27 protein-coding genes are annotated in these 23963 nt (G+C 69.3%); 13 read left to right on the top strand and 14 right to left on the bottom strand.

Annotation, left to right across the window (positions count from 1 at the left end):
- Window positions 1–26: 26 nt before the first annotated feature.
- From J4H92_RS11575 to J4H92_RS11560, 4 genes are all read right to left on the bottom strand, one after another.
- Window positions 27–887: a cutinase family protein gene (locus J4H92_RS11575; RefSeq protein WP_341783085.1), complete on the bottom strand. Its 861-nt coding sequence runs from the start codon at window positions 885–887 to the stop codon at window positions 27–29.
- 134 nt (window positions 888–1021) lie between these two features.
- Window positions 1022–1924 (bottom strand): SURF1 family cytochrome oxidase biogenesis protein, encoded by a 903-nt coding sequence (locus J4H92_RS11570; protein ID WP_208098345.1) that lies wholly within the window; start codon window positions 1922–1924, stop codon window positions 1022–1024.
- A complete protein-coding gene (locus J4H92_RS11565) occupies window positions 1921–2166 on the bottom strand; it encodes a hypothetical protein (RefSeq protein ID WP_208098344.1) in 246 nt (81 codons plus the stop codon). The genes J4H92_RS11570 and J4H92_RS11565 overlap by 4 nt, the downstream gene beginning before the upstream one ends.
- A complete protein-coding gene (locus J4H92_RS11560; protein WP_208098343.1) occupies window positions 2163–2543 on the bottom strand; it encodes a DUF3099 domain-containing protein in 381 nt (126 codons plus the stop codon). The genes J4H92_RS11565 and J4H92_RS11560 overlap by 4 nt, the downstream gene beginning before the upstream one ends.
- Before the next feature lie 61 nt (window positions 2544–2604).
- Between J4H92_RS11560 and fabG the strand changes: the two genes are divergently transcribed.
- Both fabG and J4H92_RS11550 read left to right on the top strand, forming a co-directional pair.
- A complete protein-coding gene (gene fabG, locus J4H92_RS11555; RefSeq protein WP_208098342.1) occupies window positions 2605–3315 on the top strand; it encodes a 3-oxoacyl-ACP reductase FabG in 711 nt (236 codons plus the stop codon).
- An 84-nt stretch (window positions 3316–3399) separates the two neighbouring features.
- Window positions 3400–4209 (top strand): isocitrate lyase/PEP mutase family protein, encoded by an 810-nt coding sequence (locus J4H92_RS11550; protein WP_208098341.1) that lies wholly within the window; start codon window positions 3400–3402, stop codon window positions 4207–4209.
- A 25-nt stretch (window positions 4210–4234) separates the two neighbouring features.
- On the opposite strand, the gene serB is transcribed toward J4H92_RS11550, so the two are convergent.
- Window positions 4235–4888 carry a phosphoserine phosphatase SerB gene (gene serB / locus J4H92_RS11545; RefSeq protein WP_208098340.1) on the bottom strand — a complete coding sequence of 218 codons (654 nt, stop codon included), beginning with the start codon at window positions 4886–4888 and terminating at the stop codon, window positions 4235–4237.
- Window positions 4889–4961: 73 nt separating this feature from the next.
- On the opposite strand from serB, the gene J4H92_RS11540 reads away from it, so the two are divergent.
- Together J4H92_RS11540 and J4H92_RS11535 are read left to right on the top strand one after the other, a co-directional pair.
- Window positions 4962–5780 (top strand): ABC transporter ATP-binding protein, encoded by an 819-nt coding sequence (locus J4H92_RS11540; protein ID WP_208098339.1) that lies wholly within the window; start codon window positions 4962–4964, stop codon window positions 5778–5780.
- A 75-nt stretch (window positions 5781–5855) separates the two neighbouring features.
- Complete coding sequence (locus J4H92_RS11535) at window positions 5856–6104, top strand: type B 50S ribosomal protein L31 (RefSeq protein ID WP_208098338.1); 249 nt, start codon at window positions 5856–5858, stop codon at window positions 6102–6104.
- Window positions 6105–6230: 126 nt separating this feature from the next.
- Here the strand turns inward: J4H92_RS11535 and J4H92_RS11530 are convergent, their stop codons facing one another.
- A complete protein-coding gene (locus tag J4H92_RS11530; RefSeq protein WP_208098337.1) occupies window positions 6231–6929 on the bottom strand; it encodes an exonuclease domain-containing protein in 699 nt (232 codons plus the stop codon).
- A 90-nt stretch (window positions 6930–7019) separates the two neighbouring features.
- Here J4H92_RS11530 and J4H92_RS11525 point away from each other — a divergent pair, with 90 nt between their 5' ends.
- The 3 genes from J4H92_RS11525 to J4H92_RS11515 all read left to right on the top strand — a co-directional run bounded on the left by J4H92_RS11525 (window position 7020) and on the right by J4H92_RS11515 (window position 9602).
- Window positions 7020–7898, top strand: coding sequence for an alpha/beta fold hydrolase (locus J4H92_RS11525; protein WP_208098336.1), 879 nt, complete (start codon window positions 7020–7022; stop codon window positions 7896–7898).
- Window positions 7895–8728: a TrmH family RNA methyltransferase gene (locus tag J4H92_RS11520; protein WP_208098335.1), complete on the top strand. Its 834-nt coding sequence runs from the start codon at window positions 7895–7897 to the stop codon at window positions 8726–8728. Before J4H92_RS11525 ends, J4H92_RS11520 begins: the two co-directional genes overlap by 4 nt.
- 70 nt (window positions 8729–8798) lie before the next feature.
- Entirely contained in the window at window positions 8799–9602 is an 804-nt protein-coding gene (locus J4H92_RS11515) for a phosphatase PAP2 family protein (protein WP_208098334.1), read from the top strand.
- A gap of 289 nt (window positions 9603–9891) precedes the next feature.
- Here the strand turns inward: J4H92_RS11515 and J4H92_RS11510 are convergent, their stop codons facing one another.
- From J4H92_RS11510 to J4H92_RS11500, 3 genes are all read right to left on the bottom strand, one after another.
- Entirely contained in the window at window positions 9892–10740 is an 849-nt protein-coding gene (locus J4H92_RS11510; protein ID WP_208098333.1) for an arginase family protein, read from the bottom strand.
- A gap of 127 nt (window positions 10741–10867) precedes the next feature.
- On the bottom strand, window positions 10868–11734 hold the full coding sequence (locus tag J4H92_RS11505; protein ID WP_208098332.1) for a hypothetical protein: 867 nt from the start codon (window positions 11732–11734) through the stop codon (window positions 10868–10870).
- The gene (locus J4H92_RS11500; protein ID WP_208098331.1) at window positions 11731–12300 is read right to left on the bottom strand and encodes an RNA polymerase sigma factor; all 570 of its coding nucleotides are present in this window, start codon (window positions 12298–12300) and stop codon (window positions 11731–11733) included. Before J4H92_RS11500 ends, J4H92_RS11505 begins: the two co-directional genes overlap by 4 nt.
- A gap of 137 nt (window positions 12301–12437) precedes the next feature.
- Between J4H92_RS11500 and J4H92_RS11495 the strand changes: the two genes are divergently transcribed.
- Together J4H92_RS11495 and J4H92_RS11490 are read left to right on the top strand one after the other, a co-directional pair.
- Window positions 12438–14351, top strand: a complete 1914-nt coding sequence (locus J4H92_RS11495; RefSeq protein WP_208098330.1) for a BCCT family transporter — start codon at window positions 12438–12440, stop codon at window positions 14349–14351.
- Window positions 14352–14684: 333 nt separating this feature from the next.
- Window positions 14685–15329, top strand: coding sequence for a peptidoglycan DD-metalloendopeptidase family protein (locus J4H92_RS11490; protein ID WP_208098329.1), 645 nt, complete (start codon window positions 14685–14687; stop codon window positions 15327–15329).
- 24 nt (window positions 15330–15353) lie between these two features.
- Here the strand turns inward: J4H92_RS11490 and trpD are convergent, their stop codons facing one another.
- A complete protein-coding gene (gene trpD, locus J4H92_RS11485) occupies window positions 15354–16421 on the bottom strand; it encodes an anthranilate phosphoribosyltransferase (protein ID WP_208098328.1) in 1068 nt (355 codons plus the stop codon).
- Window positions 16422–16605: 184 nt separating this feature from the next.
- Here trpD and ctaE point away from each other — a divergent pair, with 184 nt between their 5' ends.
- The 4 genes from ctaE to qcrB are packed head-to-tail and all read left to right on the top strand — an operon-like array spanning window position 16606 to window position 20801.
- Window positions 16606–17220 carry an aa3-type cytochrome oxidase subunit III gene (gene ctaE / locus J4H92_RS11480; protein WP_208098418.1) on the top strand — a complete coding sequence of 205 codons (615 nt, stop codon included), beginning with the start codon at window positions 16606–16608 and terminating at the stop codon, window positions 17218–17220.
- 19 nt (window positions 17221–17239) lie between these two features.
- Window positions 17240–18061, top strand: coding sequence for a cytochrome bc1 complex diheme cytochrome c subunit (gene qcrC / locus J4H92_RS11475; protein WP_208098327.1), 822 nt, complete (start codon window positions 17240–17242; stop codon window positions 18059–18061).
- A 50-nt stretch (window positions 18062–18111) separates the two neighbouring features.
- Entirely contained in the window at window positions 18112–19191 is a 1080-nt protein-coding gene (gene qcrA, locus J4H92_RS11470) for a cytochrome bc1 complex Rieske iron-sulfur subunit (protein ID WP_208098326.1), read from the top strand.
- The gene (gene qcrB / locus J4H92_RS11465) at window positions 19188–20801 is read left to right on the top strand and encodes a cytochrome bc1 complex cytochrome b subunit (protein ID WP_208098325.1); all 1614 of its coding nucleotides are present in this window, start codon (window positions 19188–19190) and stop codon (window positions 20799–20801) included. The genes qcrA and qcrB overlap by 4 nt, the downstream gene beginning before the upstream one ends.
- A 145-nt stretch (window positions 20802–20946) precedes the next feature.
- On the opposite strand, the gene J4H92_RS11460 is transcribed toward qcrB, so the two are convergent.
- Genes J4H92_RS11460 through ctaD form a run of 4 tightly spaced genes read right to left on the bottom strand, consistent with a single transcriptional unit; the run spans window position 20947 to window position 23960 of the window.
- Complete coding sequence (locus J4H92_RS11460) at window positions 20947–21393, bottom strand: TetR/AcrR family transcriptional regulator (RefSeq protein ID WP_208098324.1); 447 nt, start codon at window positions 21391–21393, stop codon at window positions 20947–20949.
- A 12-nt stretch (window positions 21394–21405) separates the two neighbouring features.
- Window positions 21406–21849 (bottom strand): GNAT family N-acetyltransferase, encoded by a 444-nt coding sequence (locus J4H92_RS11455; protein WP_208098323.1) that lies wholly within the window; start codon window positions 21847–21849, stop codon window positions 21406–21408.
- Between the two features lie 17 nt (window positions 21850–21866).
- Window positions 21867–22289 (bottom strand): cytochrome c oxidase subunit 4, encoded by a 423-nt coding sequence (locus J4H92_RS11450; RefSeq protein WP_208098322.1) that lies wholly within the window; start codon window positions 22287–22289, stop codon window positions 21867–21869.
- A gap of 21 nt (window positions 22290–22310) precedes the next feature.
- Complete coding sequence (gene ctaD / locus J4H92_RS11445) at window positions 22311–23960, bottom strand: aa3-type cytochrome oxidase subunit I (protein ID WP_208098321.1); 1650 nt, start codon at window positions 23958–23960, stop codon at window positions 22311–22313.
- Window positions 23961–23963 lie beyond the last annotated feature (3 nt).

The following is a 23963-nucleotide window of genomic DNA, read 5'->3' as shown; positions in this document are numbered from 1 at the left end:
GCGCCGGCCGATCGAGCGCGAAGCGCTCATCCGGGATCTCGCGGCTCGGCTCGGTCCGCCGCCGAGGGGGCAGAATCGAGGAGCGGCAGGCGGACGATGACGAAGGCCGCGCCGTCGAGCAGCATGCCGTTGTCGTAGTAGGTGCCGTGGGCGCCGCCGTCGAGATCGAGGCTGCGCTGGCACACGAAGTCCCAGGCCACGCAGTAGTCGCGCAGGCGATCCGCGAACCCGGCGAGGCTTCCCGCCTGGCGCGGCAGGAGTCCGTCCACCCCGGCGTCGAAGGTGCCGAAGCTGTAGGTCTCCGAGCTGGTGAATCGGGGATTGCCGTAGAGCACGACCGCGAGGATCCGATCCGCGACCCCGGGCGCCAGCTCGCCCGTCGTGGCGCCCACCAGCCTCGTGGCCGGCGCGGCGAGCGCATCCCCGACCACCATGGCCCCCTGGGAGTAGCCGATCAGCACGAAACGCTGCTCCGCGCAGGCCTCGGCCTGCACGCCCAGGGTGTCGATGAGCAGCCGCACGCCTCGGGTGCCGCCCTCGTTCATATCGGAATCGGCCGGATAGTCGAGATCGAGGGTGAGCACCTCACCGGGGCGCGCATCCGAGACGACGCGCGTGAGGGGCGACAGCATGTGCTCCTCGGACGACTCGCCGGTGCCTCTCGCCGTCACGACCAGATACGGCGCGCACTCGACCGGATCCGCGATCGGATCGGGATGAAGCCGCGCGTCGTAGGTCTCCGCGGCCTTCGGCGGAGTCGGATCCTCCACGACCTCCATCAGCGACTCGCGCATGTCTTCGGGGGCGGGGTCGGGCGCGCATCCGGTCAGCAGGCACACGAGGATCACCGCGATGGCTGCGGTGAGCGAACCCGTTCGAGACTGCACGCGTGAGATCCTATCGCTGCACACCCGCGAGTGCGGATCCTGTGCGCGAGAGCGGATCCTGTGCGCGGTGCAAACGATGCGGTTTCGTGCACAGGATCCGCTTTCGCAGAGCTGCGGCGCAACGGTTCGTGCGCTCACCCGTCGAGGAGAGCGTCCTCTTCTTCGGCATCGCTGGGGCCGCGGCGCCGGCTCCGGGCCTCGCGCCTCCGATCCTCCCGCCGCACCGAGTCGCTCTCCGGGTTGAGAGCGCGGTACTCCTGCCGCGCCGCGTATCCGACGCCGATGATCGCGATCAGGATGAAGACGTACCACTGCAGCGCGTAGGAGAGATGCGGTCCCTCGTCGCGCTCGGGCCGGACCGCGAGCACCCCCGTCTCTCCAGCGGGCGTCTCCGCAACCAGCTGGCCGTATGCGCCGAGATACGCGCGATCTCCCACCCCCGTGAGCCCGGCCAGGAGCGGCACGTCGATGCTGGGCACCGAACTCCCGGAGGCCTCGCGCCCCGCGATGCCCGGCTCGCTCGCCCGCAGCCGCGCGAGCACCGTCACCTCGCCCGCTGCCGGAGTCGGAAGCGTCTCCGGCGCATCGTCGGTCCCCGACACGGGGATCCAACCGCGATCGACGAAGAAGACGCTCCCATCGGGCAGCTCCAGGGCCTGGATCAGATCGGAACCCACGCTTCCATTGCCCGGGCGGTTCCGGGCGAGGACGGGATCGCCGACGTACTCGCCCACGACCTCCACCGTGCGCCACTTCAACCGATCCTCGTCGAAGCCCGCACGATCCGTCAGCGCATCGCCGAGCGGCACCGGCGCGGCGTCGTAATTGAGATCGATGCGCGCGATCTCGGCCTGCGCCTCGTCCCTGCGGTCGAACTGCCAGTTGCCGAACCAGGCGCAGGCCAGGGAGAAGGCCACGAGCAGAGCGGAATAGCCCAGCCAGCGGCGGCTGCGCAGGAAGCTCCACCCCACCGGCACCGGCGCGGCGTCCTGCGGGGGAGCGACGCTCTCGGACGGGGCGGAGGTCGTGAGGCTCATGCCGACGCCTCCGAGGACTCGAGCGGTCGCACCGTCAGCGGGAAGGAACGGAGCGCCAGAAAGTCGCGCAGGAACTCGAGGTGCTCCGGGCAGGCGAGCCAGGTCTTGCGGCGATCCTCCGCGTGGATCTTGGGGTTGCGCCACTCGATCGCCCACTCCGCCGTCTCCGGGCATCCGGCACGGCTGCACAGATGTCGCTCGGCGGGCGCGGCGCCGAGGGAGCCGGACAGCACGCCGATCACCGCGGATCCTCGTCCGCCGCCCGCCGCTCCGCCAGGACATCGACGACCAGAAGGGTCTCCGACCCAGCGGGGCCGGGCGCCGCCGGATCGGAGGCGCCGCCGGTGGGCGGGGAATCCGCTCCGGTGAGCTCGAGCGGCGCGGGGGCCTCGGGCGTGCGCCCGCCGCCGTGCGCGGCCTGATTGGCGAAGAGCACCGCGAAATAGGGGAGGAGCACCGCACCGGCGCCCACCACGAGGATCCACCATCCGCGCACGAAGAAGAGCGAGGCGACGCAGGCCACCCGTATGCTCATGGCGATGAAGTAGACGCGCATACGGTGGGCGCGATCCTCGGCCGGACTCGCGCCGACGGATGTCACGTCGTACTGCTCGGCCATCCGACCAGACTACTCCTGCGGCCGGGCTATAGGCTGGGGATACTCGTCGAAAGGAACCCCGATGACCACCTCCCGCACCGTCCTCGTCACCGGCGGCAATCGCGGCATCGGCGCCGCCATCGCCGCACGACTCGTCGCGGAGGGGCACCGCGTGGCGGTGACCGCGCGCTCGGGAGAGGGGCCGGAGGGCACGCTCACCGTGCGGGCCGAGATGACCGACGCCGCGTCGATCGACGCGGCCTTCGCCCGGGTCGAGCAGGAGCTGGGACCGGTCGAGGTGATCGTCTCGAACGCCGGCATCACGCGGGACACCCTCCTGCTCCGGATGAGCGAGGACGACTTCACCGAGGTCGTCGACACCAACCTCACCGGCACCTTCCGCGTCGTCAAGCGGGCGGCCAAAGGGCTGCTGAAGGGCCGCTTCGGTCGGGTGATCCTCATCTCCAGCGTGGTCGCGCTGTACGGCTCCCCGGGACAGATCAACTACTCCTCCTCCAAAGCCGCGCTCGTCGGCTTCGCGCGGTCGCTCACGCGCGAGCTCGGCTCGCGGGGGATCACCGCCAACGTCATCGCCCCCGGCTTCATCGAGACCGACATGACCGCCGCGTTGCCGGAGGAGCAGCAGCAGGCCTACCTCGCGTCGATCCCCGCGGGTCGCTTCGGCCGCGTCGACGAGATCGCCGCGACCGCGGCCTGGCTGGCGGGCGACGACGCCGCCTACATCTCCGGCGCCGTGATCCCGGTCGACGGGGGCCTTGGCATGGGGCATTGAGAACTCCGTGCCGATGCTCCGAATGCGGTGTGCGAGTGCGGCGACCCCTTCTCGCGGCGGCGAGTCCCGCGTAGGCTGGACGGCATGACTTCGATCGAGCACCCCAGGTCCACCACCCGCGTCGCGGTCGATGCCGTGAAGCTCGCCGAGCTGCACGAAGCGCCGGAGATCCTGCGCCTCGTCAACGTATGGGATGCCGTCAGCGCGCGCCTCGTCGCGCAGCTTCCCGGCACGCAGGCCATCGCGACGGCGGGGCACAGCATCGCCGCCTCCCACGGCTACCCCGACGGCGAGAAGATCCCCCTCGACCTGCTGATCGCCGCGATCGAGCGCATCGTCGCCGCCACCGACCTCCCCGTCACGGCGGACCTCGACGGCGGATTCGGCGATACCGGCGAGACGGTGCGCCGCGCGATCGGCGTCGGCGTGTCGGGAGCCAACATCGAGGATCGGCTCCGTCCGCTCGACGAGTCCGTCGCTGTCGTGCGAGCCGCCATCGAGGCCGGTGAGCGCGAGGGGGTGCGCTTCGTGCTCAACGCCCGCACCGACGCCATCGTGAAGGCGGGGGATCGTCCGCGTGCGGAGAGCCTCGCCGACGCGATCGAGCGGGGCCGGGCCTATCTCGAGGCGGGTGCGCAGAGCGTGTTCGTCCCGGGCGTGCTCGACGCGGAAGACACCAGGACGCTCGTCGACGGACTCGGCGCCGGCAAGCTGAGCGTGATCGGCCTGCCCGGCGCCCTCACGGCGGCCGAGTACGAGGCACTCGGCGTCGCGCGCATCTCCTACGGGCCGATGACGCAGAACGTCGCGCTGACCGCGCTGAAGCGGCTCGGCGAGTCGCTGCTCGCCGACGGCGCGATCCCCGAGGACACCGAGAAGCTCAACGACTTCTGAGGCTCCCGCGACCGGGAGGGTCCGCTCAGGCCGGAAGCCGGTCGAGCAGGGGGATCGCCCGCGCCAGATCGTCTTCGATCGACACGTCGGCGCGCTCCCGCACGATCGGCTTCGCGTTGTATCCGACGCTCAGCCCGGCGATCGACATCATGGTCAGATCGTTCGCCCCGTCGCCGATCGCGACCGTCGCACTCAACAGAACACCGGATTCGTCGGCCCACTCGCGCAGTGCCTCGGCCTTCGCCTCGGCATCGACGATGGGGCCGCGCACCCGTCCCGTGAGCACGCCCGCGTCGACCTCCAGACGGTTCGCACGCCAGAAGTCGAGCCCCAGATCGCGCGCGATCGGATCCAGCACCTCGTGGAATCCGCCGGAGACGACGCCCACGCGGCCGTGCAGGCCCCGCACGGCCGAGATCAGCTCCCGGATGCCGGGGGAGAGGCGCACCCGCCGATATGCCTCTTCGAACACCGATTCCGGGGTTCCGGCGAGCGTCGCGACCCGCTCGCGCAGGCTGTCGGCGAAGTCGAGCTCGCCGCGCATCGCCCGCTCGGTCACCTCGGCGACGAGCTCCCGGGTGCCGGCCGCGTCGGCCAGCAGCTCGATCACCTCATCCTGGATCGTCGTCGAGTCGCAGTCGAGGACGACGAGCGGGCGCACGGCGGGGGAACGGCTCATGCGCCAAGTCTACGGGGCCGACACCTCGCGATACGTGCCTCCGTCGGCGGATCCGTTCAGTAGGCTTGGGCGCATGAGCGATGTGCTGAGCCTCTCCGACGTCTCCTACGTGCGCGACGGCCGACCGATCCTGAACGGCATCGACTGGACGGTCGAGGAGGATCAGCGCTGGGTGATCCTCGGCCCCAACGGCGCGGGCAAGACGACTCTGCTCCGGCTGGCCTCGGCGGGCGAGTTCCCGACGTCGGGCACGGTGACCGTGCTCGGGCGCACCCTCGGCCGGGTCGACGTCTTCGAGCTGCGCAACCGCATCGGCATGGCCTCGTCCGCGACCGCTCGGCGGATCCCCGCGGGGGAGACCGTGAGGGACGTCGTGCTCACGGCGGCCTACTCGGTCGAGGGCAGATGGAACGAGGAGTACGATCGCATCGACCTGCGGCAGGCGGATCGCATCCTCGACGAGTGGGAGCTCGGAGGGTTCGCCGAGCACCGCTTCGGCACGCTCAGCGACGGCGAGCGCAAGCGGGCGACGATCGCCCGCGCGGTGATGACCGACCCCGAGCTGCTGCTCCTCGACGAGCCGAGCGCCAGCCTGGACCTCGGGGCGCGGGAACGGCTGCTGCGGCTGCTCTCGGGCTACGCGGAGTCGTCCAGCTCTCCGGCCATGATCATGGTGACGCACCACGTCGAGGAGATCCCTCCCGGCTTCACCCACGCGCTCCTCATCCGCGAGGGCGAGATCCAGGCCGCCGGAGAGCTCGAGTCCACGCTGACCGCTGAGAACCTGGAGGCGACCTTCGGCCTGCCGTTCGAGCTGAGCCGCAGCCGCGGACGCTACGCCGCAGTCGCCCGGGGCGCCGCCGACGGGGCAGACAGCGCCGGAGCGATCTGATAGACTATTCCTTCGGTGCGGCGGCGCGTGATCGCGTGCGCGTCGCGAGACCCCACGATTTCTGAAGGATCCACCATGAAGACCGACGTTCACCCCGAGTACCGGGCCATCGTGTTCCGCGACCTGGCCTCGGGAACCACCTTCCTGACCCGCTCGACGCTCACCAGCGAGAAGACGATCGAGCTCGACGGCGAGACCTACCCGGTGATCGACGTCGAGATCTCGAGCGCCTCGCATCCGTTCTACACGGGCAAGCAGCGCATCCTCGACTCCGCCGGTCGCGTGGAGAAGTTCAACCAGCGCTTCAAGGGCTTCGGCGCCTGAACCTCTGGAACGTTCGGTGAAGCGGCGGGGGCCTTCGGGCCGCCCGCCGTTTCGCGTTCTCCGGTGCGGTTCGCCCGGATCCGTGGCCTGCCCGGAGGGCGTGCCCGAGCGGAGCCGTCGCAGGCGTCACCGATGCGGCCAGGCGCCGTCAGCGACGAAGCCGGGATCGCGAACCCGGCGCATGTACTCCTGGAAGTTCTCCGCCTGGGCCGCGGCCCAGCCGATCTGCGCGGCATGGAGCTCAGAGGGATCCGAGGGGAGCTGCTGACCGTAGCGACGCGCGATCGCCTGCGCCACCCGGCCCGCGGCGATAGCGTCCTCTCCGGCGTCGTGGGCCGCCTCCAGCCCGATCCCGTAGTGGGCGGCGACCGCGGTGAGCGTGCGCTTGCCCTTGCGGTACCGGTCGAGCTGCTTGTCGATGATGAGCGGATCGACGATCGGGGAGAGCGCGCCGGGCCAGTTCAGCCCGTGCCTCACCGTCTCCGCGTGAAGAAGTGTGAGATCGTAGGGGGCGTTGTAGATGACGACGGGGAACCCCCGTTCCAGCATGTCGCCCACGCCGGCGAGGATCTGAGCGATGCCGACCGGCGCCTCGACCCCGCTCGCGCGGGCCACCTCCGTCGTGATGCCGTGCACCGCGGAAGCCGACGACGGGATCTCCACGCCCGGGTCGAGGAGCCAATCGTAGCGCTCGAGCACCTCGCCGTTGCTGCCGAGGAGCGCGATGGTCGAACTCACGATACGGGCCTGGGAGGTGTCCACGCCGGTGGTCTCCGTGTCGAAGACCGCCAGGTGCTCGGCCCATAGGGGGAGTGCTGGGGTCACGTGGGCTCCTTTCGTCGGCTCCAGCCTACTGCGCCGCACCGGGAGCGACGGCTGAGCCGCCGCGCAGTCGGCCGCCGGTAGAATCGGGGCATGACCGCAGCGCCCCCGGACCTCGTGATCGAGACGCTCGGCATCGGCACCCGAACGTGGCAGTACGGCGATCCGGACGGTTCCGTCCTCGTCCTCGTGCACGGTTTCCGCGGCGATCATCACGGACTGGAGAAGCTGGCGTCGGCGATCGCCGCGCGCCGACCCGGGCTCAAGGTTCTCGTCCCCGACCTGCCCGGGTTCGGCGCGACCCCCGCGGTTCCGGGAAGGCCGCATGATCTCGAGCTCTACGGGGAGTGGCTGCGTCTCTTCGCGGCGCGCGCGGCGCCCGGATCCACGGGCGTCCTGGGGCACAGCTTCGGATCCCTCGTCGTGGCGAATGCGCTCGCGGGCGGCTTGGATCCCGACTCGGTGATCCTCGTCAATCCCATCTCCTCTCCGGCGCTCGAAGGTCCGCAGGCACTGTTGACCGCCCTCGCCACCCTCTACTACCGGGCGGCAGAGGCACTGCCGGAGCGCGCGGCGAGGGGACTTCTCGGGCATCCGCTGATCGTCCGCGCGATGAGCGCGGTGATGGCCAAGACGGGGGATCGGGAGCTCCGAGCCTGGATCCACGACCAGCACGGCCGGTACTTCAGTTCCTTCGCCGATACGACGACGCTGCTCGAGGCGTTCCGCGCCTCGGTGTCGCACACGGTGGGGGAGTACGCCGCCTCCCTCCCCGCGGAGACGCTGCTGATCGCGGGCGACCGCGACGACATCACGCCGCTGACGGCTCAGCTCGATCTGCAGCACCGAGTCCCCGGTTCCCGCCTGCGCATCGCGCCCGGTGTGGGGCATCTCATCCACTACGAGGCCGCTGAGGACGCCGCCGACGAGATCACGGTCTTCCTGCGCGCGGGTTCCGGGGGCGCCGGATGAGGATCGTCCGCATCGACGATCTCCAGCACCCCGCGCTCGCCGATTACACGCAGCTCACGGATGTCGAGCTCAGACGCGTGCGCGAGCCGGCGGAGGGACTCTATCTGGCGGAGTCGCCGAAGGTGATCGAGCGAGCACTGGGATCCGGGCATCTGCCGCGTTCGGTCCTGCTGCTCGAGGACTGGCTGCCCAAGATCGGTGGGCTGCTCGAGGCGCATCCCGAGGTGCCGGTGTACGTGGGGGAGGCCGAGCAGCTCTCGGCCCTGACGGGTTTCCATCTGCACCGCGGGGCGATCGCCTCGATGCATCGTCCCGCGGAGCGCGATCCGCTCGGACTGCTGCGCTCCTCGCGTCGTGTGGTGGTGCTCGAGGACCTCGCCGACCATACGAACGTCGGAGCGATCTTCCGGTCGTGCGCCGCGCTGGGCGCCGACGCCGTACTGCTGAGCCCGGCGTGCGCCGACCCGCTCTACCGGCGGGCGGTCCGGGTCAGCATGGGGGCGGTGCTGCAGATCCCCTGGGCGAGGCTGCCGGACTGGCCGTCGGCCGGGCCGCTGATCCGGGAGGCGGGATACGAGCTCGCGGCGTTCGCGCTGGGGGAGGAGAGCGAGGACCTCGCCGACTTCGTCGGTTCGCTTCCCGAACGACTGGCGCTGCTCTTCGGCACCGAGGGCGCCGGGCTCTCTCGACGCGCGCTCGCGTCCTCGACGCGGCGCGTCAGGATTCCGATGGATCACGGAGTGGATTCGCTCAACGTGGCGACCGCCGCGGCGGTCGCGCTGTGGGCGGTGCGCGCCGGCGATCGGGCGGGGTCCGGGCGTTCAGGGTGATGAAAGCCGCCGGGTCTAGGCTCGACAGGACGACTACGAGGCGAGACCGCGGCATGCGGGGGATCGGGATATGAGCGAGCGCAGCAGCGGACGAGGGCGGGCGGTTCTGTGCGCCCTGCTGGCGCTGGCGGCGGGCTGGGGATCCTACGCTCTGGGCGTCGGCAGCGTCCTGGGCCAGCGGGCCGAGGCGAGCGTGCTGGACGCCGCGGAGTTCACCTACGATCCTCCCGCGCCGCTCGGACTGGTGTCGATCCCCGCGGTGCTGATCGCACTGGTCGCGCTGGGCGCGCTCGCCTGGGCGGCTCGGGGATTCGCCCGGGCCTTCACGATACTCTGCGTGTCGGTGGCGACGATCGTCGCGTCCCAGCTGCTCAAGCAGCGGGTGCTGGTGCGCCCGGACCTCTTCGAGTTCGATGCCGTGAACACATTCCCGAGTGGACATATGGCCGTGTTCGCCGCGCTCGGCGGTGCGCTCATCTGGGCGGTTCCCGCGAGGTTGAAAGGGGTCACGGCCATCGGCGCCGCGACGCTGATGGGGGTCGTCGCCTGGCAGCTTCTGCACTACGGCTGGCACCGGCCGAGCGACGTCATCGGCGCGCTCGCGCTCGCGCTGCTCGCGTTCTCGCTGGCCGCCGCGCTGCGCCCGCGCGGGCGGGGCGGCTCGCGCGACCCGGGATCCGGGACCATGGCGGCGAATCGCGTGATCGGTGCCGCGCTGGGCGTCACCGGAGTCGTCCTGGTGCTCGGTGGTCTGGTGCTGAGCCTGGTCGCCGCGAACCTGGGCTCGGACTCGCTGCTGCTCGCCGCCGGAGAGGTCGCCCTGGTCGGCACCGCGGCGCTCACCGCGACGGTCTTCTCGGCCCTGGCCAGGTAGCGGTTCCGAGTCGGTTCTCGGCGCGGCGATCCCGTCGCTGTTCCTGAGATCTCCCGCCGTGCGCCCGACTCTTCGTCGCTCGCTCCATGCCCGTCGGTTATCCAGGCCGCCGCCCGTGGGCATCCGGCGGAGACCATCCGCGCCGCGGCTCCACCGCGGTGCGTGGATAATCTATATTATGTCAGTTATCGTCGGCGACGCCGCCGAGTGCTGAGTCGTGCACGGTTGCGACACTGCGCACCCTGCACGACTCAGCACTCGGGCCGGGATCGGCCGCCCCGCTCCCCGTCTACCTCGGGGCGACGAGGTGCTGGAAGGTCTCGAGGATCAGCTCGACGCTGAGATGCTGAGGTACGCCGCCGTCGAGGCCGGCACCGTTGAGGCCGACGTCGTCGAGTTCGACGGCCTCGAACTCGGCGAACTCGACGCCGCGGATCAGCTCGCGAGGAATCGCGGCGAACAGCTCGGCCACCTGATGCGGGAACAGCCCCTCGGGTACCCGATACGCCGCGGGAACGTACCCGGGCTCCAGCACGTCCCAGTCCACGTGGATCCAGACCGGTCGGCCGTCGACGAACTCGGTCACGTTCTGCGGAGTGCTCTCAGAGGGGCCGAGGATGCGCACGCCGGCGTCGTCGAGCAGACGTCGTTCCTGCGGGTCGATGTCCCTCGCCCCCACCAGGGCCACGCGTTTCGGGTCGAGTCCGGCGCCGTGTCCGCTCTCCCACCGTCCGCACGCAGCCGCGAGCACCATGCCTCCGAGATACCCGGACTCCGTCGTCTCGGGCGTGTTGAAGTCGCCGTGCGCGTCGATCCACAGCACCACGGCCTCGGGTTCGCGGCTCGCCACCTCCGGCAGGGTCGCGAGGCTGGCCGCGCAGGTGTTCGTGGCGAGCACGGGGGTCTCCCCCGCGTCGAGCGCCGCCCTCAGCGCCTTCCGGAGACCGTCCAGCACCGGCTTCGCGGCGGGGAGACTCTCCTCCCACCGGTCCTCCTGTGGCGCGCTCGGGTTCCCGATCACGACGGGGCGGACGCCCAGGTACGTTCCGAGCGCCTCCCCCGTGAGGCGTGCGCCGGTCAGCGCTCCGGCGGTGCGATCCGCGACTCTTCCCTGCGAGACGATCACTGCGTGCGTCACTGTCGATCCTTTCGGCGTGTCGGAGGAGCCGTTGCGCGAGCGGGTCCACCTCGGAGCGGCACGATGTCCAGACTAGCGCCGGGGGCTGTGACCGCACGCCTCCGCCGACGACGCGCCGGATGCGAGGTCATCCGACGCGGAAGGATCCGATCTCGGTGGTGCCATCCGACTCGTAGACGGGCACCTCCCATCCGTTCGGATACTTCGCGTCCCGCTCCGCCTGCCACGCGGTCGCCTGGTCGGGATCGGAGGGAAGGCCCGGATGATCGGGGCTGAACGCCTCCAGATCCGTGGCGCGGGCGTAGCCGAGCACCGCTCCCCCGTCAGGCCCGACGCCGGTGACCGCGACCAGATCGGGCTCGCCCTCGGCGAAGTCGCCGACCCCGTAGGTCTCGCCGCTGGCGTTCACCCCGAGCTCGGTCGGCACGTGGCTCACGAACTGGATCGTCGCCACTCCCGCTGCCCCAGCGGCGGAAAGGTAGAGGATCCGCCGGTCCCGGTCGAGCAGGATGTCTTCCCAGGCGGAAGAGCGCGGATTCCCGATGTCCGTCGCGTCCCATCTCGCCGAGGGGTTGTCGCCTCCGGGGTCCACGCCGAACGCCACCGTCCCGGCCGCGGTGCCCTGGAGCGTGACGCGGGCGTGCGTCGCACCGTGCGGAGCGTCTGGCAGCAGATCGATCTCGAGATCCTCATCATCGAAGGTGTGGCTCTGGGGCTCGCCCAGCAGGGAGATGATCGGCGTGCCCGGGATGACGCCCCCGGGTGCGTCGAGCCCGTCGACGCGATCGGGATCCGTAGAGGGTTCCGCGGCGAGCTCGGGAGAGATCCCGCCGCTCACGGCGTACGCGCCGACCGCCACGCCGGCGCCACCCAGCGCTCCTGAGACGACCAGGAGGATCGCGAGGAGGACGTTCGGAAACCTCCGCCGCGCGGACGCATGCGAGATCAGCTGCGCTCTCACCGCAGCGGCACGCTCGGGATGGTAGACGTTCATCTCGGTCTCCCTTCGGGGACGGTCTCGGGATCGATCGCGATAGCGAGGCGGGACCGCAGACGCGACAGGCGCATCTTCGCCGCGGAGGTGGAGATCCCCAGCGCCGCCGCCGCCTCGCGGACGGTGAAGCCCTCGAGCGCCGTCAGCGCGAGCAGTTCGCTCTCCGCAGGCCGCAACCCGGACAGCTCCCGCCTGAGCCCGGCGATTCTCGGGTCATCGGCCTCCGCGATGCGTTCCGCGGGATCCGGAGACGGTTCGGGCGCGGGAAGCGCGGCGAGAAAGCGGCGATACCTGCGTCGAGCGCGGGCGGAGTTGCGGGCGACGTTACGTGCGGTCACGATCAGCCACGGCAGCACGGATCCGTCGACGAAGCGCACCGCGGACCGCCGGCGCCAGAGCTCCAGGAAGACGGTCGCGGTGAGATCTTCCGCCTCGTGCGCCGTCTGCCCGGCGGCGACGAGGTGCCGGAACACCCGGGCATGGTGCCGGTCCCAGATCAGGCCGAAGGCGGGAGGATGATGCCTGCGTGCGCGCTCCCACACCTGCTCGTCGGAATCGTCGATCATGCTCAGTAATGTCCGAAGCCGCCGAAGCGGTCACATCCACGAGAAAGATAGCACTCCGCGAAGCCGCCGGGAAGGGTGTTGCTACGGTAGTTCGGGTGCGACCGACGTCGTGCGCAATCTCCAGGAGTGATTCGGCAATGCCACACAGAACCCATCCACGAGACCTCGCCAAACGGATTCCCGCCCCTCCCCCGCACCCCGGCCTGATCCCCGGCATCGGCGTCGAGCGGACCGGCGTCAGCTTCCCGACCAACTGGCTGGTCCTGGGGACGGCGGCCGCGCTGACCATCGGCGTGATCCTGTGGGCGTTCCTCGCGCCCGACCATCTCTCCGCGGTCGGATCCGCGTCGCTGGCCTGGGTCAGCACCAACTTCGGCTGGCTGTTCGGCTCGCTCGCGGTGGCGGTCGCCGTCTTCATGTTCGTGGTGGGCTACGGCCGCACCGGCGGCATCCGTCTCGGCGCCGATGACGAGGAGCCCGAGTTCTCGACCCCGTCCTGGATATCGATGCTCTTCGCCGCCGGACTGGGCATCGGCCTGCTCTTCTACGGGCCGCTCGAGCCGCTCACCTATTTCCTCTCCCCCGCGCCGGGCGTCTCGGCGGAGCCCGGGTCGGCCGAGGCCGCTCTGCCCGCGTTCGCGCAGACGCTGCTGCACTGGGGCCCCATCGCCTGGGCCTTCTACGCACTGGTCGGCGGCGCGATCGCCTACAGCGCGTATCGGCGCGGCCGCGCCCCGCTCATCTCCGCCCTGTTCGAACCGGTCTTCCCGGGCGGCAGCAACCGGGTGCTCGGCAGGATCATCGACATCTTCGCCATCGTCGTCACCCTGTTCGGCACCGCGGTCTCCCTCGGGATCGGTGCGCTGCAGATCGAGAGCGGATTCCGGCTGGTCACCGGGCTCGGGCCGATGGGCAACGCCTTCCTGATCGGGGCGATCGCCCTGCTCACCTCGGCGTTCATCGCTTCGGCGGTGTCCGGGGTGAAGCGCGGCATCAGGCGGCTCTCCAACCTCAACATGTTCCTCACCGGCGGCCTCGCGCTGTTCGTCCTCGTGGTCGGCCCGACCGTGTTCCTCCTCAACTACCTCCCCGCCTCGGTGATCGAGTTCTTCCAGCAGCTCCCCGCGATGCTCGCCCGCAACCCCAATCAGGGCGAGAGCGCCTCCGAGTTCCTGGCCACCTGGACGACGTACTACTGGGCCTGGTGGGTGTCGTGGACGCCGTTCGTCGGCATGTTCATCGCGAAGATCTCTCGCGGCCGCACACTGCGCGAGTTCGTCACCGCCGTGGTGCTCGTCCCCACCGCGATCGTCGTCGGCTGGTTCGTGATCTACGGCGGCACGGCGATCTACATGACGATGAGCGGCGCGGAACTGCAGTCCGGCGGCTCGGGCGAGGAGGTGCTCTTCCAGGTCCTGCAGCGCCTGCCCTTCGGGTTCATCACCTCGATCATCGCCATGATCGCGGTCGTGGTCTTCTTCGTCACGGCGGCCGATTCGGCATCCATCGTGATGGCCTCCATGTCGCAGGGCGGCCGGCCGGAGCCCTCAAAATGGGTCACCATCATGTGGGGTCTGCTCCTCAGCCTCATCGCGGTGTCGCTGCTGCTCGCGGGCGGCAGGGACACGCTCTCGGGGCTGCAGTCCATCATGGTGGTCTCGGCGCTCCCGTTCGCATTCGTGGTCATCGGGATCATGATCGCCTGGTCGCGCGACCTGCGCACCGACCCCTATACGATCCGTCGGAAGTACGCGCGCGCGGCCATCGCGCAGGGCGTGCGCCGTGGCATCGACGAGTACGGCGACGACTTCGTCTTCGGCACGAGCGAGGTCCCCTCCGACGAGGGCGCGGGGGCCGGTTTCGACAGCGAGGATCCGAATCTCACCGAGTGGTACGTCGAGGCGACGACCGGGCCCATCGAGCAGGTCTCCCCCTCGGACGTGCGCCGCACCCTCGAGCCGGGGCGGATCCAGGCGAGGGGGCCCGAACGCCCCGATCGCGCCGCGTCCGGCGACGCGTCGCTGACCGTCGGCGAACGGGAGCCCGAATGACCCGCGGAGGCTCCCCGTGCGCGCACGGGTTGTCCCGCGGACGGCGAGGCTGTAACGTATTCGTTATTCTTCCTCCGGCCGCCCCGGGATCCTCCGCGGGGATCGGCCCGACCACCGTCCGTCGAGAGGGCCCGAATGCTCCAAGGTGATGCTTCGCGCGAGCGCGTGTATCCGTCCCGGCGGAGCCTGCGCGAGGCAGAGGATCGGACCTCGGGCGAGCGGGCGGATCCTCGGTTCTCAGTGCTTCCGAGCACCGTCCCGCCACCGCCGCCGAGGGCAGTGCGGAGCCTGCCGCGTCCGGCGCCGGAATCGCGCACTCCCCCGGCGCGTCGGGTGATCGCGTCCGCATCGGCGATCCTCTGCGCGAGCGGCCTGGTGCTGACCATCGCGCTCCCCGGCACCGGCGCCGCGGGCGAGGACGACTGGAGCGCCGCTTCGGTGCAGCGCCTGTCGAGCACGGGCTCCCCGATCCCCGCCGGCGCGGCGCTCGAGGCGCTGGGCGCGGTCTCCGCCGAGGCGACCGGGGCCCGCCAGACCTTCGTCAACCGCACGGACGCCGCCGTGCAGTTCCCGTTCGCCGGAGCCCAGCCGCTCACGGACGGCTTCGGACCGCGATCGTACCCGGTCGCCGGGTTCCACGACGCCCAGGACTTCGCCGCCCCCGCGGGCACGATCGTCCAGGCGATCGCGGACGGCGAAGTCATCGAGACCGGCGAGACGACCGACGGATGCGGCTACGGCGTGCTGCTCTCCCACGAGATCGACGAGCTGGAGATCACCAGCCGGTACTGCCACATGCAGACGGACTCGAACGACCTCGCGGAGGGCGACCTCGTGTCGGTCGGCGACACGGTCGGCACGGTGGGCGCGACGGGCATCGCCTTCGGCGCGCATCTCCACTTCGTCCTCACCGTCGACGGAGAGGCCGTGGATCCGATGCCGTTCCTGAGCGAGTACAACCGCAAGACGCGCCCGTGACGGCCGGCCCGGGAACCGGGTCCTTCAGTCCGCGCCCGCGGCCGCCGCGGTCGCCTCGGACCAGCGAGCGAGCCGCTCCGTCGCGGCACCGGAATCGATGGCCTCGGCCGCGATGCGCAGCTTCCGCTCGAGGCGCTCCAGGATCGGCTCCTCGAAGCTCTCCGGCCGTCCGACCAGGTCGAAGGCCACGAGTCCCGCCGCCGCGTTGAGCAGGACGATGTCGCGCACCGGGCCGGTCTCCCCGCCCAGGACCCGGCGCGCGATCCGGGCGTTGTGCTCGGGCGTGTCCCCCAGCAGATCCTCGATGCTCGCCCTGGCGATGCCGAGATCCCGGGGATCCAGATCGTGCTCGGTCAGCGCTCCGCGGCTGACCTCCCAGATCCGCGAGTGCCCGGTCGTGGTGAGCTCGTCGAGACCGTCGTCGCCGCGGAACACCAGCGCGTTCGCGCCGCGGACGCGGAAGAGGTCGGCGAACAGGGGTGCTCGCGACGCATCGGCCACGCCGGCCGCGGTGGCCTCGGGTCTGACCGGGTTGCACAGCGGGCCCAGGTAGTTGAACACCGTCTGGATGCCCAGCTCCTTCCGCACCGGAGCGACGTGCCGGAAGCCCGGCAGGAACCGCGCGGCGTTCACGAAGGCGATCCCCGCCTGGTCGAAGGCGCGGGCGAGCTGCTCGCCGTCGAGGGCGAGGTCGATGCCGAGCGCGGTCAGCACGTCGGAGGAGCCCGATTTGCTGCTCGCGGCGCGGTTGCCGTGCTTGACGACGGGAGCGCCCGCGGCAGCGCACACGATGGCCGCCATCGTGGAGACGTTGACGGTGCCGTGGCGGTCGCCCCCCGTTCCGACGATGTCGAGGGAGAGCGCGGGCAGGTTCACCTCCAGGGCCGCGGCGAGGATCGCGTCGCGGAAGCCGACGATCTCGTCGACGGTCACGCCCTTCGCCTGGAGCGCCACGAGGAACGCTCCGAGCTGGGCGGGCGTCGCCGCGCCGGTCATGAACTGCTGCATGGCCCAATCGGCCTGGGAGACGCTCAGATCGTCGCGCTCCAGGAGGGATTCGAGGATGGCGGGCCAGTGGTGCTCGTGGGTCATGCGGCCAGTTTATGAGGTCGTGCAGGATCGGTCGCGGCACCGGCGCTGCGGAGAGCCGCGGACTTCCGGGACTCCTGGAAGCGGTAGGCTGGATCGGGAACGTTCGGGAACCCCCGGCGCGCCGCGGCGAGTGAAATACGCACACCAAACTTTCAGCTAACATGAGAGGGTGACGACAACCACCATGAATACGAAGTCCGCTGCGCCCACGGTGAAACGCCCGAACCTCGTCGCGGTCGGCACCATCGTCTGGCTGGGCAGCGAGGTGATGTTCTTCGCGGGCCTGTTCGCCATCTACTTCACCCTGCGCGCCATGAACCCGGAGCTCTGGGTCGAGCAGACGGAGAAGCACAACTTCACCTTCGCGCTGATCAACACCCTGATCCTCGTCGCCTCCTCCTTCACCTGCCAGGCGGGCGTCTTCGCCGCCGAGCGGATGCAGCCCCGGGCGACCGGAGGCAGCCCCAGCAAGTGGGGCGCCGTCGAGTGGTTCTACCTGACGTTCTTCATGGGCGCGGTCTTCGTCGCCGGCCAGGCCTGGGAGTATGCGACGTTCGTCTCGGAGGGGATCACGCTCGGATCGGATCCCTACGGATCCGCGTTCTACCTGACCACGGGTTTCCACGGCATCCACGTGTCGCTCGGCCTGGTCGCCTTCCTGCTGGTGATCGGCAGGATCTACGCGGTGAAGAACTTCACCCGCAAGGAAGAGACCTCGGCGGTCGTCGTGTCCTACTACTGGCACTTCGTCGACATCGTGTGGATCGCCCTGTTCATCGTCATCTATGTCGTCAAATAGCCTGAGGAGTACCGACAACATGGCTCGCGCCAAGAAGAATATCCGCCGGTCCGGTCGTCGCCACCCTCTCGCAACGGTCGCCCTGGTCGCCGTGGGGCTCCTCGTCACCGGAGGCGCCTACGCCGGCTTCACGCAGACCTCCGCGACCGCAGAGGTCGACATGGAGTCCCCCGCGACCATCGAGGCGGGAGAGAAGCTCTTCGGCGCCAACTGCGCCACCTGCCACGGCATCGATGCCGAGGGCGTGCCCGAGGGCGAGAGCGGCAAGTACTCCGGGCCCTCCCTGATCGGTTCGGGAGCCGCGTCCGTGCACTTCCAGGTGGGCACCGGACGCATGCCCCTGGCGTTCCAGGGGCCGCAGGGCCTCGTCCGCCCGGCGCAGTTCACCGAGGAGCAGACGCTGCAGATCGCGGCCTACATCGCCTCGCTCGCCCCCGGGCCGGCGCTTCCCGAGGCCCAGTACCTGCAGGGCGACGGCGACGTCGCCAACGGAGCGACGCTCTTCCGCATCAACTGCGCGATGTGCCACAACGTCGCAGCCGCCGGCGGCGCGCTGACCGAGGGCAAGTTCGCCCCGGGCCTCATCGGCGTGGGGGCGTCCCACGTCTACGAGGCGATGGTTACCGGACCTCAGAACATGCCGGTGTTCAGCGACGCGAACATCTCCCCCCAGGAGAAGGCGGACATCATCAGCTACCTCAAGTTCATCGAGGAGCAGCCCGCCGTCGGCGGGCTGACGCTCGGCTCGATCGGGCCCGTGGCCGAGGGCCTCTTCATCTGGCTGATCGGTCTCGGGTTCATCGTCGGACTCACGGTCTGGGTGACCGCCAAGTCGAACTAGTCGGCATCGGCACGCAGACGTACACGCACATTCTGGAATCAAGGAGCAAAATGGCAGAGGAAGCGAAGGAGAGCGCGGGCGCTCTCGCGACCCAGGGCCACGCCGGCGACGAGGCACCCGCCGGAACAGCGGTGATCTCGTCCGACGCCGTGCAGAACCCGGGTCTTCCGCCGCACCGCGAGCGCGTCACCGATCTCGATGAGAAGAAGAGCAAGAGCGCCGAGCGCGTCGTGTACACGCTCTTCTACCTCTCGATCGTGGGCAGCCTCGGCGCGGTCCTCGCCTACATGTTCTTCCCGATCGAGACCGGCGACCTCATGGCCATCCGTCTCCACACCATGTTCGTCGGCGTGGGGATGACCCTCGCGCTGCTGGCGATCGGCATCGGCGCGGTCCACTGGGGCAAGGCCCTCATGGCGGATCACGAGTCGATCGACGAGCGGCACCCGGTTCCCAGCGATACGCCGACGCGGGAGGCCGCGGTCGAGGTGTTCGAAGTGGCGGACAAGGAGTCCGGCTTCACCCGCCGCACGCTGGTCCGCAACAGCCTGATCGGCGCGCTCATCGCCTTCCCCCTTCCCGGGATCACCCTCCTCCGCGGCCTGGCTCCCCAGGATCAGGACCCCGTCACCCTCCTGAAGCACACGATGTGGGACACCGGCATCAGGCTCGCCCGCGACACGGGCGGTCACGGCGTCGGCGGCGCCATCCGCGCGGCCGACGTGACCATCGGCTCGGTCTTCCACGTCGTGCCCGAGAATCTCGATCAGGCGACTCACGTGCTCGACGAGAAGGCCAAGGCCATCGTCCTGCTCATGCGCCTCGATCCCAGCGAGCTCAAGGAGCCCGAGGGCCGCAAGGACTGGTCCTACGACGGCATCGTGGCCTACTCCAAGGTCTGCACCCACGTCGGGTGCCCCGTCGCCCTCTACGAGCAGCACACCCACCACCTGCTCTGCCCCTGCCATCAGTCGCAGTTCGACGTCACCGATCAGGCGAAGGTCATCTTCGGGCCGGCCAAGCGCCCGCTCCCCCAGCTCCCCATCACCGTGGACGACGAGGGATACCTGATCGCTCAAAGCGACTTCACCGAACCTGTCGGCCCGAGCTTCTGGGAGCGCCTCAAGTGAGCACCACCACCACGAACTCCGAGTCCAAGAGCGGCTCGAGCCGATTCACCTCGGCCGCCGCGAACTACCTCGACGAACGCACCAAGATCGGCGTCGCAGTCAAGGAATTCGGACGCAAGGTCTTCCCCGACCACTGGTCGTTCCTCCTCGGCGAGGTCGCGCTCTACAGCTTCATCGTGATCCTGCTGTCCGGCACCTTCCTCACGCTGTTCTTCCAGGCCACGATGATCGAGACGACCTATACGGGACCCTACGTGCCGATGAAGGGCATCGAGATGTCCGGCGCGATGGCGTCGACGCTCGACATCTCCTTCTCCGTGCGCGGCGGACTCCTGATGCGCCACGTGCACCACTGGGCCGCGCTGCTGTTCGTCGCGGCCATCGGCCTGCACATGCTGCGCGTCTTCTTCACGGGGGCCTTCCGCAAGCCCCGCGAGCTGAACTGGGTCATCGGCTTCGTGCTCTTCATCCTCGCGATGGCGGAGGGCTTCACCGGCTACTCCCTCCCCGACGACGTGCTCTCCGGCAACGGCCTCCGCATCATCGACGGACTGATCAAGGCCTTCCCCGTGATCGGCACCTATCTCTCCTTCTTCTTCTTCGGAGGAGAGTTCCCCGGTGTCGACATCGTCGGCCGGCTCTACATGCTGCACATCATGGTGCTGCCGGCGCTCGTCATCCTCTTCGTCGCCCTGCACCTCGCCTTCGTGGTGATCCACAAGCACACGCAGTACCCCGGGCCGGGCAAGACCCAGCAGAACGTGGTCGGCTATCCGGTGCTGCCGGTCTACGCGGCGAAGGCGGGCGGCTTCTTCTTCATCGTCTTCGGCGTGATCGTCCTGATCGCCTCATTCGTGGGCATCAACCCGATCTGGAACTACGGTCCCTACGACCCCTCCCCCGTCTCCGCCGGCACCCAGCCCGACTGGTACATCGGATTCGCTGACGGCATGCTCCGACTCATCCCGCCGGGATGGGAGACCGAGTGGTTCGGCTACACGTGGTCCTGGAACATGCTCGTCCCCATCATCATCATGGGAGGCTTCATCGTCACGGTGGCGGTCTACCCCTTCATCGAGGCCTGGGTGACCGGAGACAAGCGCGAGCACCACATCCTCGACCGTCCGCGCAACGCCCCGACCCGCACCGCGATCGGCGCCGCCGGCGTCACCTTCTACGCGGTCATGTGGGCTGGAGCCTCCTCCGACCTGATGGCCACGCACTTCCAGCTCGCCATGGAGGGCGTCATCCACGCGCTCCAGGCGCTGCTGATCCTCGGTCCGATCATCGCCTTCATCGTGACCAAGCGGATCTGCCTGGGGCTTCAGAAGAAGGACCGCTCGATCGCCCTGCACGGCTACGAGTCCGGGCGCATCGTCCGGCTCCCCGGCGGCGAGTTCGTCGAGGTGCACAAGCCGGTGACCGACTACGAGCGCTGGGAGCTGGTCAGCTACCACGACTACGAGCCGCTCATGCTCCGGCCGAACGACGAGGGCAGGATCTCGTTCGGCAAGCGAGTGCGGGCCGGCATCAGCCGGTGGTTCTTCCAGGACCGCATCGTGCCGCCGACGCAGGGAGAGATCGAACGCTCCGCCCACGAGGGGCACTGACCCCGACGATTCCCTTCGACTGCGCTCCCGCCCGGGTCTTCCGGGGCGGGAGCGCAGTCGTTTCGGCGGAAAGACACCGTTCGGGCTAGACGGATGATCGTGCCGAGACCGTTCCGAGAATATGCGTCCTGCCGGGCCGCGGGACTCAGCCCGATGGGCGAAAGCCCATGCGCGCGATCGCGGCCCGTCCGATCCGGTCCGAGAGCTCTGCCGGACCCAGCCCATCCAGAAGGGGGCTCAGCAGCCGGTCGAAGACCTCCTCCCCCACCTCCGCATCGTGCCGTGAGGCGACGGACTGCAGGAGAAAAGCCGAGACGAGCGCACGCGTCTCATCCGATGCGGCCGCGTCGAGCGACTCGCGGGCGATGCGGTCCACACATGCGAGGAAGAGCTCGCGTTTGGTGCGGAAGCTCGCGTAGACGTGCGGTTGGGGGACCTCAGCGCGCTCGGCGATGACGACGGTGGAGGCGCCGCGATAGCCGAGTCGCGCGAACTCGGCGATCCCGGCTTCGATGAGGCGCTCCCGGTTCTCGCCGGGACGTCGCCGGGATCGGCGGGGTGGCGAGGCCGGAGCGGTTCCTTCGGCTGACATGGTGCATGCCCGTCAGCGGAGGTCGAGAAGCTTCCGGTAGTGCTCGCCGACCGCCTCGAAGCCACGGTGGTTGTAGAAGGAACCGATGCGCGCCGTCGAAGCCGAGAGCTGTCGTACGCCGCGCCCCATGCAGTAGTGCTCGTTGGCCTGCATCAGGCGATCGCCGATGCCGTCGCCGCGAGCCGTCTCGTCGACCACGATCTCCTGGAGGTGCGCGGTCAGGCCGGGTGCGTGGAGCAGGCGGGACACCGTGAGCAGGGAGTAGCCGAGCACGCGCCCGTCGACCTCGGCGACGAAGAGCACGTTGGTCTCCTGGTCGCGGTGCCGCAGCACATTGTCGAGGGCGATCGAGAACTCGTCGCGCCCGATCACCTCGCGCCCGGTCTGATACTGGCGCGCGAGGCTGAACAGGGCTCCCGCATCCTCGGGCTGGCCTCGGCGAATCGTCACGCTCACGAGTGCTGGGATCCTGCTCAGCGGGCGAAGTGGCCGCGGTAGTACTCGTAGATCCACCCGACGACCGCGACGGGGACGAGCGGCAACGCCAGGAAGGTGAGCCAGAACCCGTTGCCGATGCAGAGGCCGAGAACGACCAGCGAGGCGCCGAAGGCCAGCACGAGGGGCCACCAGCTCCAGGGGCTGAACTCGCCGATCTCGGGATCCCCGTCGTCGATGTCGCTGTCCAGCGTGTCCTCGACCAGCTCTCCGCCCTGCTTGCGATGCACGAGCACGAGGTAGGAGGCGATGAAGCCGGTGAGTCCCGCGGAGAGCAGGATCGCGGTCGACCCGGCCCACTCGATCCGGCCGTGCAGGCCGAGGTTCCAGAGGGTGTAGATCGTTCCGATCAGCAGGAAGTAGGCGGTGAGCAAGCCGAAGATGACGATGCTGGACTTCATGTTTTCAGTACCTTTCGCTCGCTACGCCCGCTGGCCGAGCTCGGCCTCGGGGCTCGGTGCGGGAACGGGCTGCTCGACACCGCTGACCTCGGGGTGGTTGAGGTCGAAGGCGGGGGACTCCGAGCGGATGCGCGGGATGGAGGTGAAGTTGTGCCGGGGCGGCGGGCAGGAGGTGGCCCACTCGAGCGAGCGGCCGAATCCCCAGGGATCGTTCACGGTCACCTTCGGAGCGCGACGCGCCGTCAGATACACGTTGAGCAGGAAGGGGATCATCGAGACGCCGAGGATCATGGCGCCGACAGTCGAGAGCTGGTTCATCCAGGTCACGCCGTCGCTCGGGAGGTAGGTGTAGTAGCGGCGCGGCATGGCCATCACGCCCATCCAGTGCTGCACGAGGAAGGTCATGTGGAAGCCGATGAACAGCACCCAGAAGTGGATCTTCCCGAGGCGCTCGTCGAGCATCCTGCCCGTCCACTTGGGCCACCAGAAGTAGAAGCCCGAGAACATCGCGAACACCACGGTGCCGAAGATCACGTAGTGGAAGTGCGCGACCACGAAGTAGGTGTCGCTCAGGTGGAAGTCGAGCGCCGGAGACGCGAGGATGACACCCGTCAGGCCGCCGAACACGAAGGACACGAGGAAGCCGAGCGCCCAGAGCATCGGGGTCTCGAAGGTGATCGATCCCCGCCACATGGTTCCCAGCCAGTTGAAGATCTTCACGCCGGTGGGCACCGCGATCAGCATGGTCATCAGGGCGAAGAACGGCAGCAGCACCGACCCGGTCACGTACATGTGGTGCGCCCACACCGTCATCGAGAGGGCGGCGATCGCGATCGTCGCGTAGATCAGCGTCTTGTATCCGAAGATGGGCTTCCTGCTGAACACCGGGAACACTTCGGAGACGATGCCGAAGAACGGCAGCGCGATGATGTACACCTCCGGGTGCCCGAAGAACCAGAAGAGGTGCTGCCAGAGTATGGCTCCGCCCTCGCCGTTGAAGATGTGGGCACCGAAGATGCGGTCGGCGGCCAAGGCGAAGAAGGCCGCGGCGAGCACCGGGAACACGAGGATGACGAGGACGGACGTGACGAGCGTGTTCCAGGTGAACACCGACATGCGCCACATGGTCATGCCGGGCGCGCGCATCGTGATGATGGTGGTGATGAAGTTCACGCCGCCCATGATCGTGCCGAAGCCGCCGATGCCGAGGCCGAGGATCCACAGGTTGCCGCCGACGCCCGGCGAGAACTGGATGTCGCTCAAGGGCGCGTAGGCGAACCATCCGAAGGAGGCCGCTCCCTGCGGCGTGAGGAAGCCGCCGACCGCGATGAGCGATCCGAAGGTGTAGAGCCAGAAGGCGAAGGCGTTCAGACGCGGGAACGCGACGTCGGGGGCGCCGATCTGCAGCGGCATGAGCACATTCGCGAAGCCGGCGAAGAGCGGCGTGGCGAACATCAGCAGCATGATGGTGCCGTGCATGGTGAACAGCTGGTTGTACTGCTCGCGGGTGGCGACCACCTCGAGCCCGGGGGCGAACAGCTGCGCCCGGATGATGAGCGCCATCAGACCGCCGATGAGGAACCAGACGAACGAGCTGATCAGGTACATGTACCCGATGACCTTGTGGTCCGTGGAGGTGATCCACGAGACGATCACATTGCCCTTCTTCATTTT

The organism is Leucobacter weissii (genome assembly GCF_017565745.1).
Classification (GTDB): domain Bacteria; phylum Actinomycetota; class Actinomycetes; order Actinomycetales; family Microbacteriaceae; genus Leucobacter; species Leucobacter weissii.
The sequence above is the reverse complement of the archived record's forward strand: the minus strand, read 5'-3'. Positions and strand labels throughout refer to the sequence as shown.

What these genes read in the sequence shown, in the direction of transcription:
- qcrC (WP_208098327.1), top strand. Translation starts at nt 17,240, where the DNA reads ATGGCTCGCGCCAAGAAGAATATCCGCCGGTCCGGTCGTCGCCACCCT.
- J4H92_RS11550 (WP_208098341.1), top strand. Translation starts at nt 3,400, where the DNA reads ATGACTTCGATCGAGCACCCCAGGTCCACCACCCGCGTCGCGGTCGAT.
- trpD (WP_208098328.1), bottom strand. Translation starts at nt 16,421, where the DNA reads ATGACCCACGAGCACCACTGGCCCGCCATCCTCGAATCCCTCCTGGAG.
- ctaE (WP_208098418.1), top strand. Translation starts at nt 16,606, where the DNA reads ATGAATACGAAGTCCGCTGCGCCCACGGTGAAACGCCCGAACCTCGTC.
- qcrA (WP_208098326.1), top strand. Translation starts at nt 18,112, where the DNA reads ATGGCAGAGGAAGCGAAGGAGAGCGCGGGCGCTCTCGCGACCCAGGGC.
- J4H92_RS11570 (WP_208098345.1), bottom strand. Translation starts at nt 1,924, where the DNA reads ATGAGCCTCACGACCTCCGCCCCGTCCGAGAGCGTCGCTCCCCCGCAG.
- J4H92_RS11450 (WP_208098322.1), bottom strand. Translation starts at nt 22,289, where the DNA reads ATGAAGTCCAGCATCGTCATCTTCGGCTTGCTCACCGCCTACTTCCTG.
- J4H92_RS11540 (WP_208098339.1), top strand. Translation starts at nt 4,962, where the DNA reads ATGAGCGATGTGCTGAGCCTCTCCGACGTCTCCTACGTGCGCGACGGC.
- J4H92_RS11460 (WP_208098324.1), bottom strand. Translation starts at nt 21,393, where the DNA reads ATGTCAGCCGAAGGAACCGCTCCGGCCTCGCCACCCCGCCGATCCCGG.
- J4H92_RS11515 (WP_208098334.1), top strand. Translation starts at nt 8,799, where the DNA reads ATGAGCGAGCGCAGCAGCGGACGAGGGCGGGCGGTTCTGTGCGCCCTG.
- J4H92_RS11535 (WP_208098338.1), top strand. Translation starts at nt 5,856, where the DNA reads ATGAAGACCGACGTTCACCCCGAGTACCGGGCCATCGTGTTCCGCGAC.
- J4H92_RS11505 (WP_208098332.1), bottom strand. Translation starts at nt 11,734, where the DNA reads ATGAACGTCTACCATCCCGAGCGTGCCGCTGCGGTGAGAGCGCAGCTG.
- ctaD (WP_208098321.1), bottom strand. Translation starts at nt 23,960, where the DNA reads ATGAAGAAGGGCAATGTGATCGTCTCGTGGATCACCTCCACGGACCAC.
- J4H92_RS11525 (WP_208098336.1), top strand. Translation starts at nt 7,020, where the DNA reads ATGACCGCAGCGCCCCCGGACCTCGTGATCGAGACGCTCGGCATCGGC.
- fabG (WP_208098342.1), top strand. Translation starts at nt 2,605, where the DNA reads ATGACCACCTCCCGCACCGTCCTCGTCACCGGCGGCAATCGCGGCATC.
- serB (WP_208098340.1), bottom strand. Translation starts at nt 4,888, where the DNA reads ATGAGCCGTTCCCCCGCCGTGCGCCCGCTCGTCGTCCTCGACTGCGAC.
- J4H92_RS11500 (WP_208098331.1), bottom strand. Translation starts at nt 12,300, where the DNA reads ATGATCGACGATTCCGACGAGCAGGTGTGGGAGCGCGCACGCAGGCAT.
- J4H92_RS11560 (WP_208098343.1), bottom strand. Translation starts at nt 2,543, where the DNA reads ATGGCCGAGCAGTACGACGTGACATCCGTCGGCGCGAGTCCGGCCGAG.
- J4H92_RS11520 (WP_208098335.1), top strand. Translation starts at nt 7,895, where the DNA reads ATGAGGATCGTCCGCATCGACGATCTCCAGCACCCCGCGCTCGCCGAT.
- J4H92_RS11495 (WP_208098330.1), top strand. Translation starts at nt 12,438, where the DNA reads ATGCCACACAGAACCCATCCACGAGACCTCGCCAAACGGATTCCCGCC.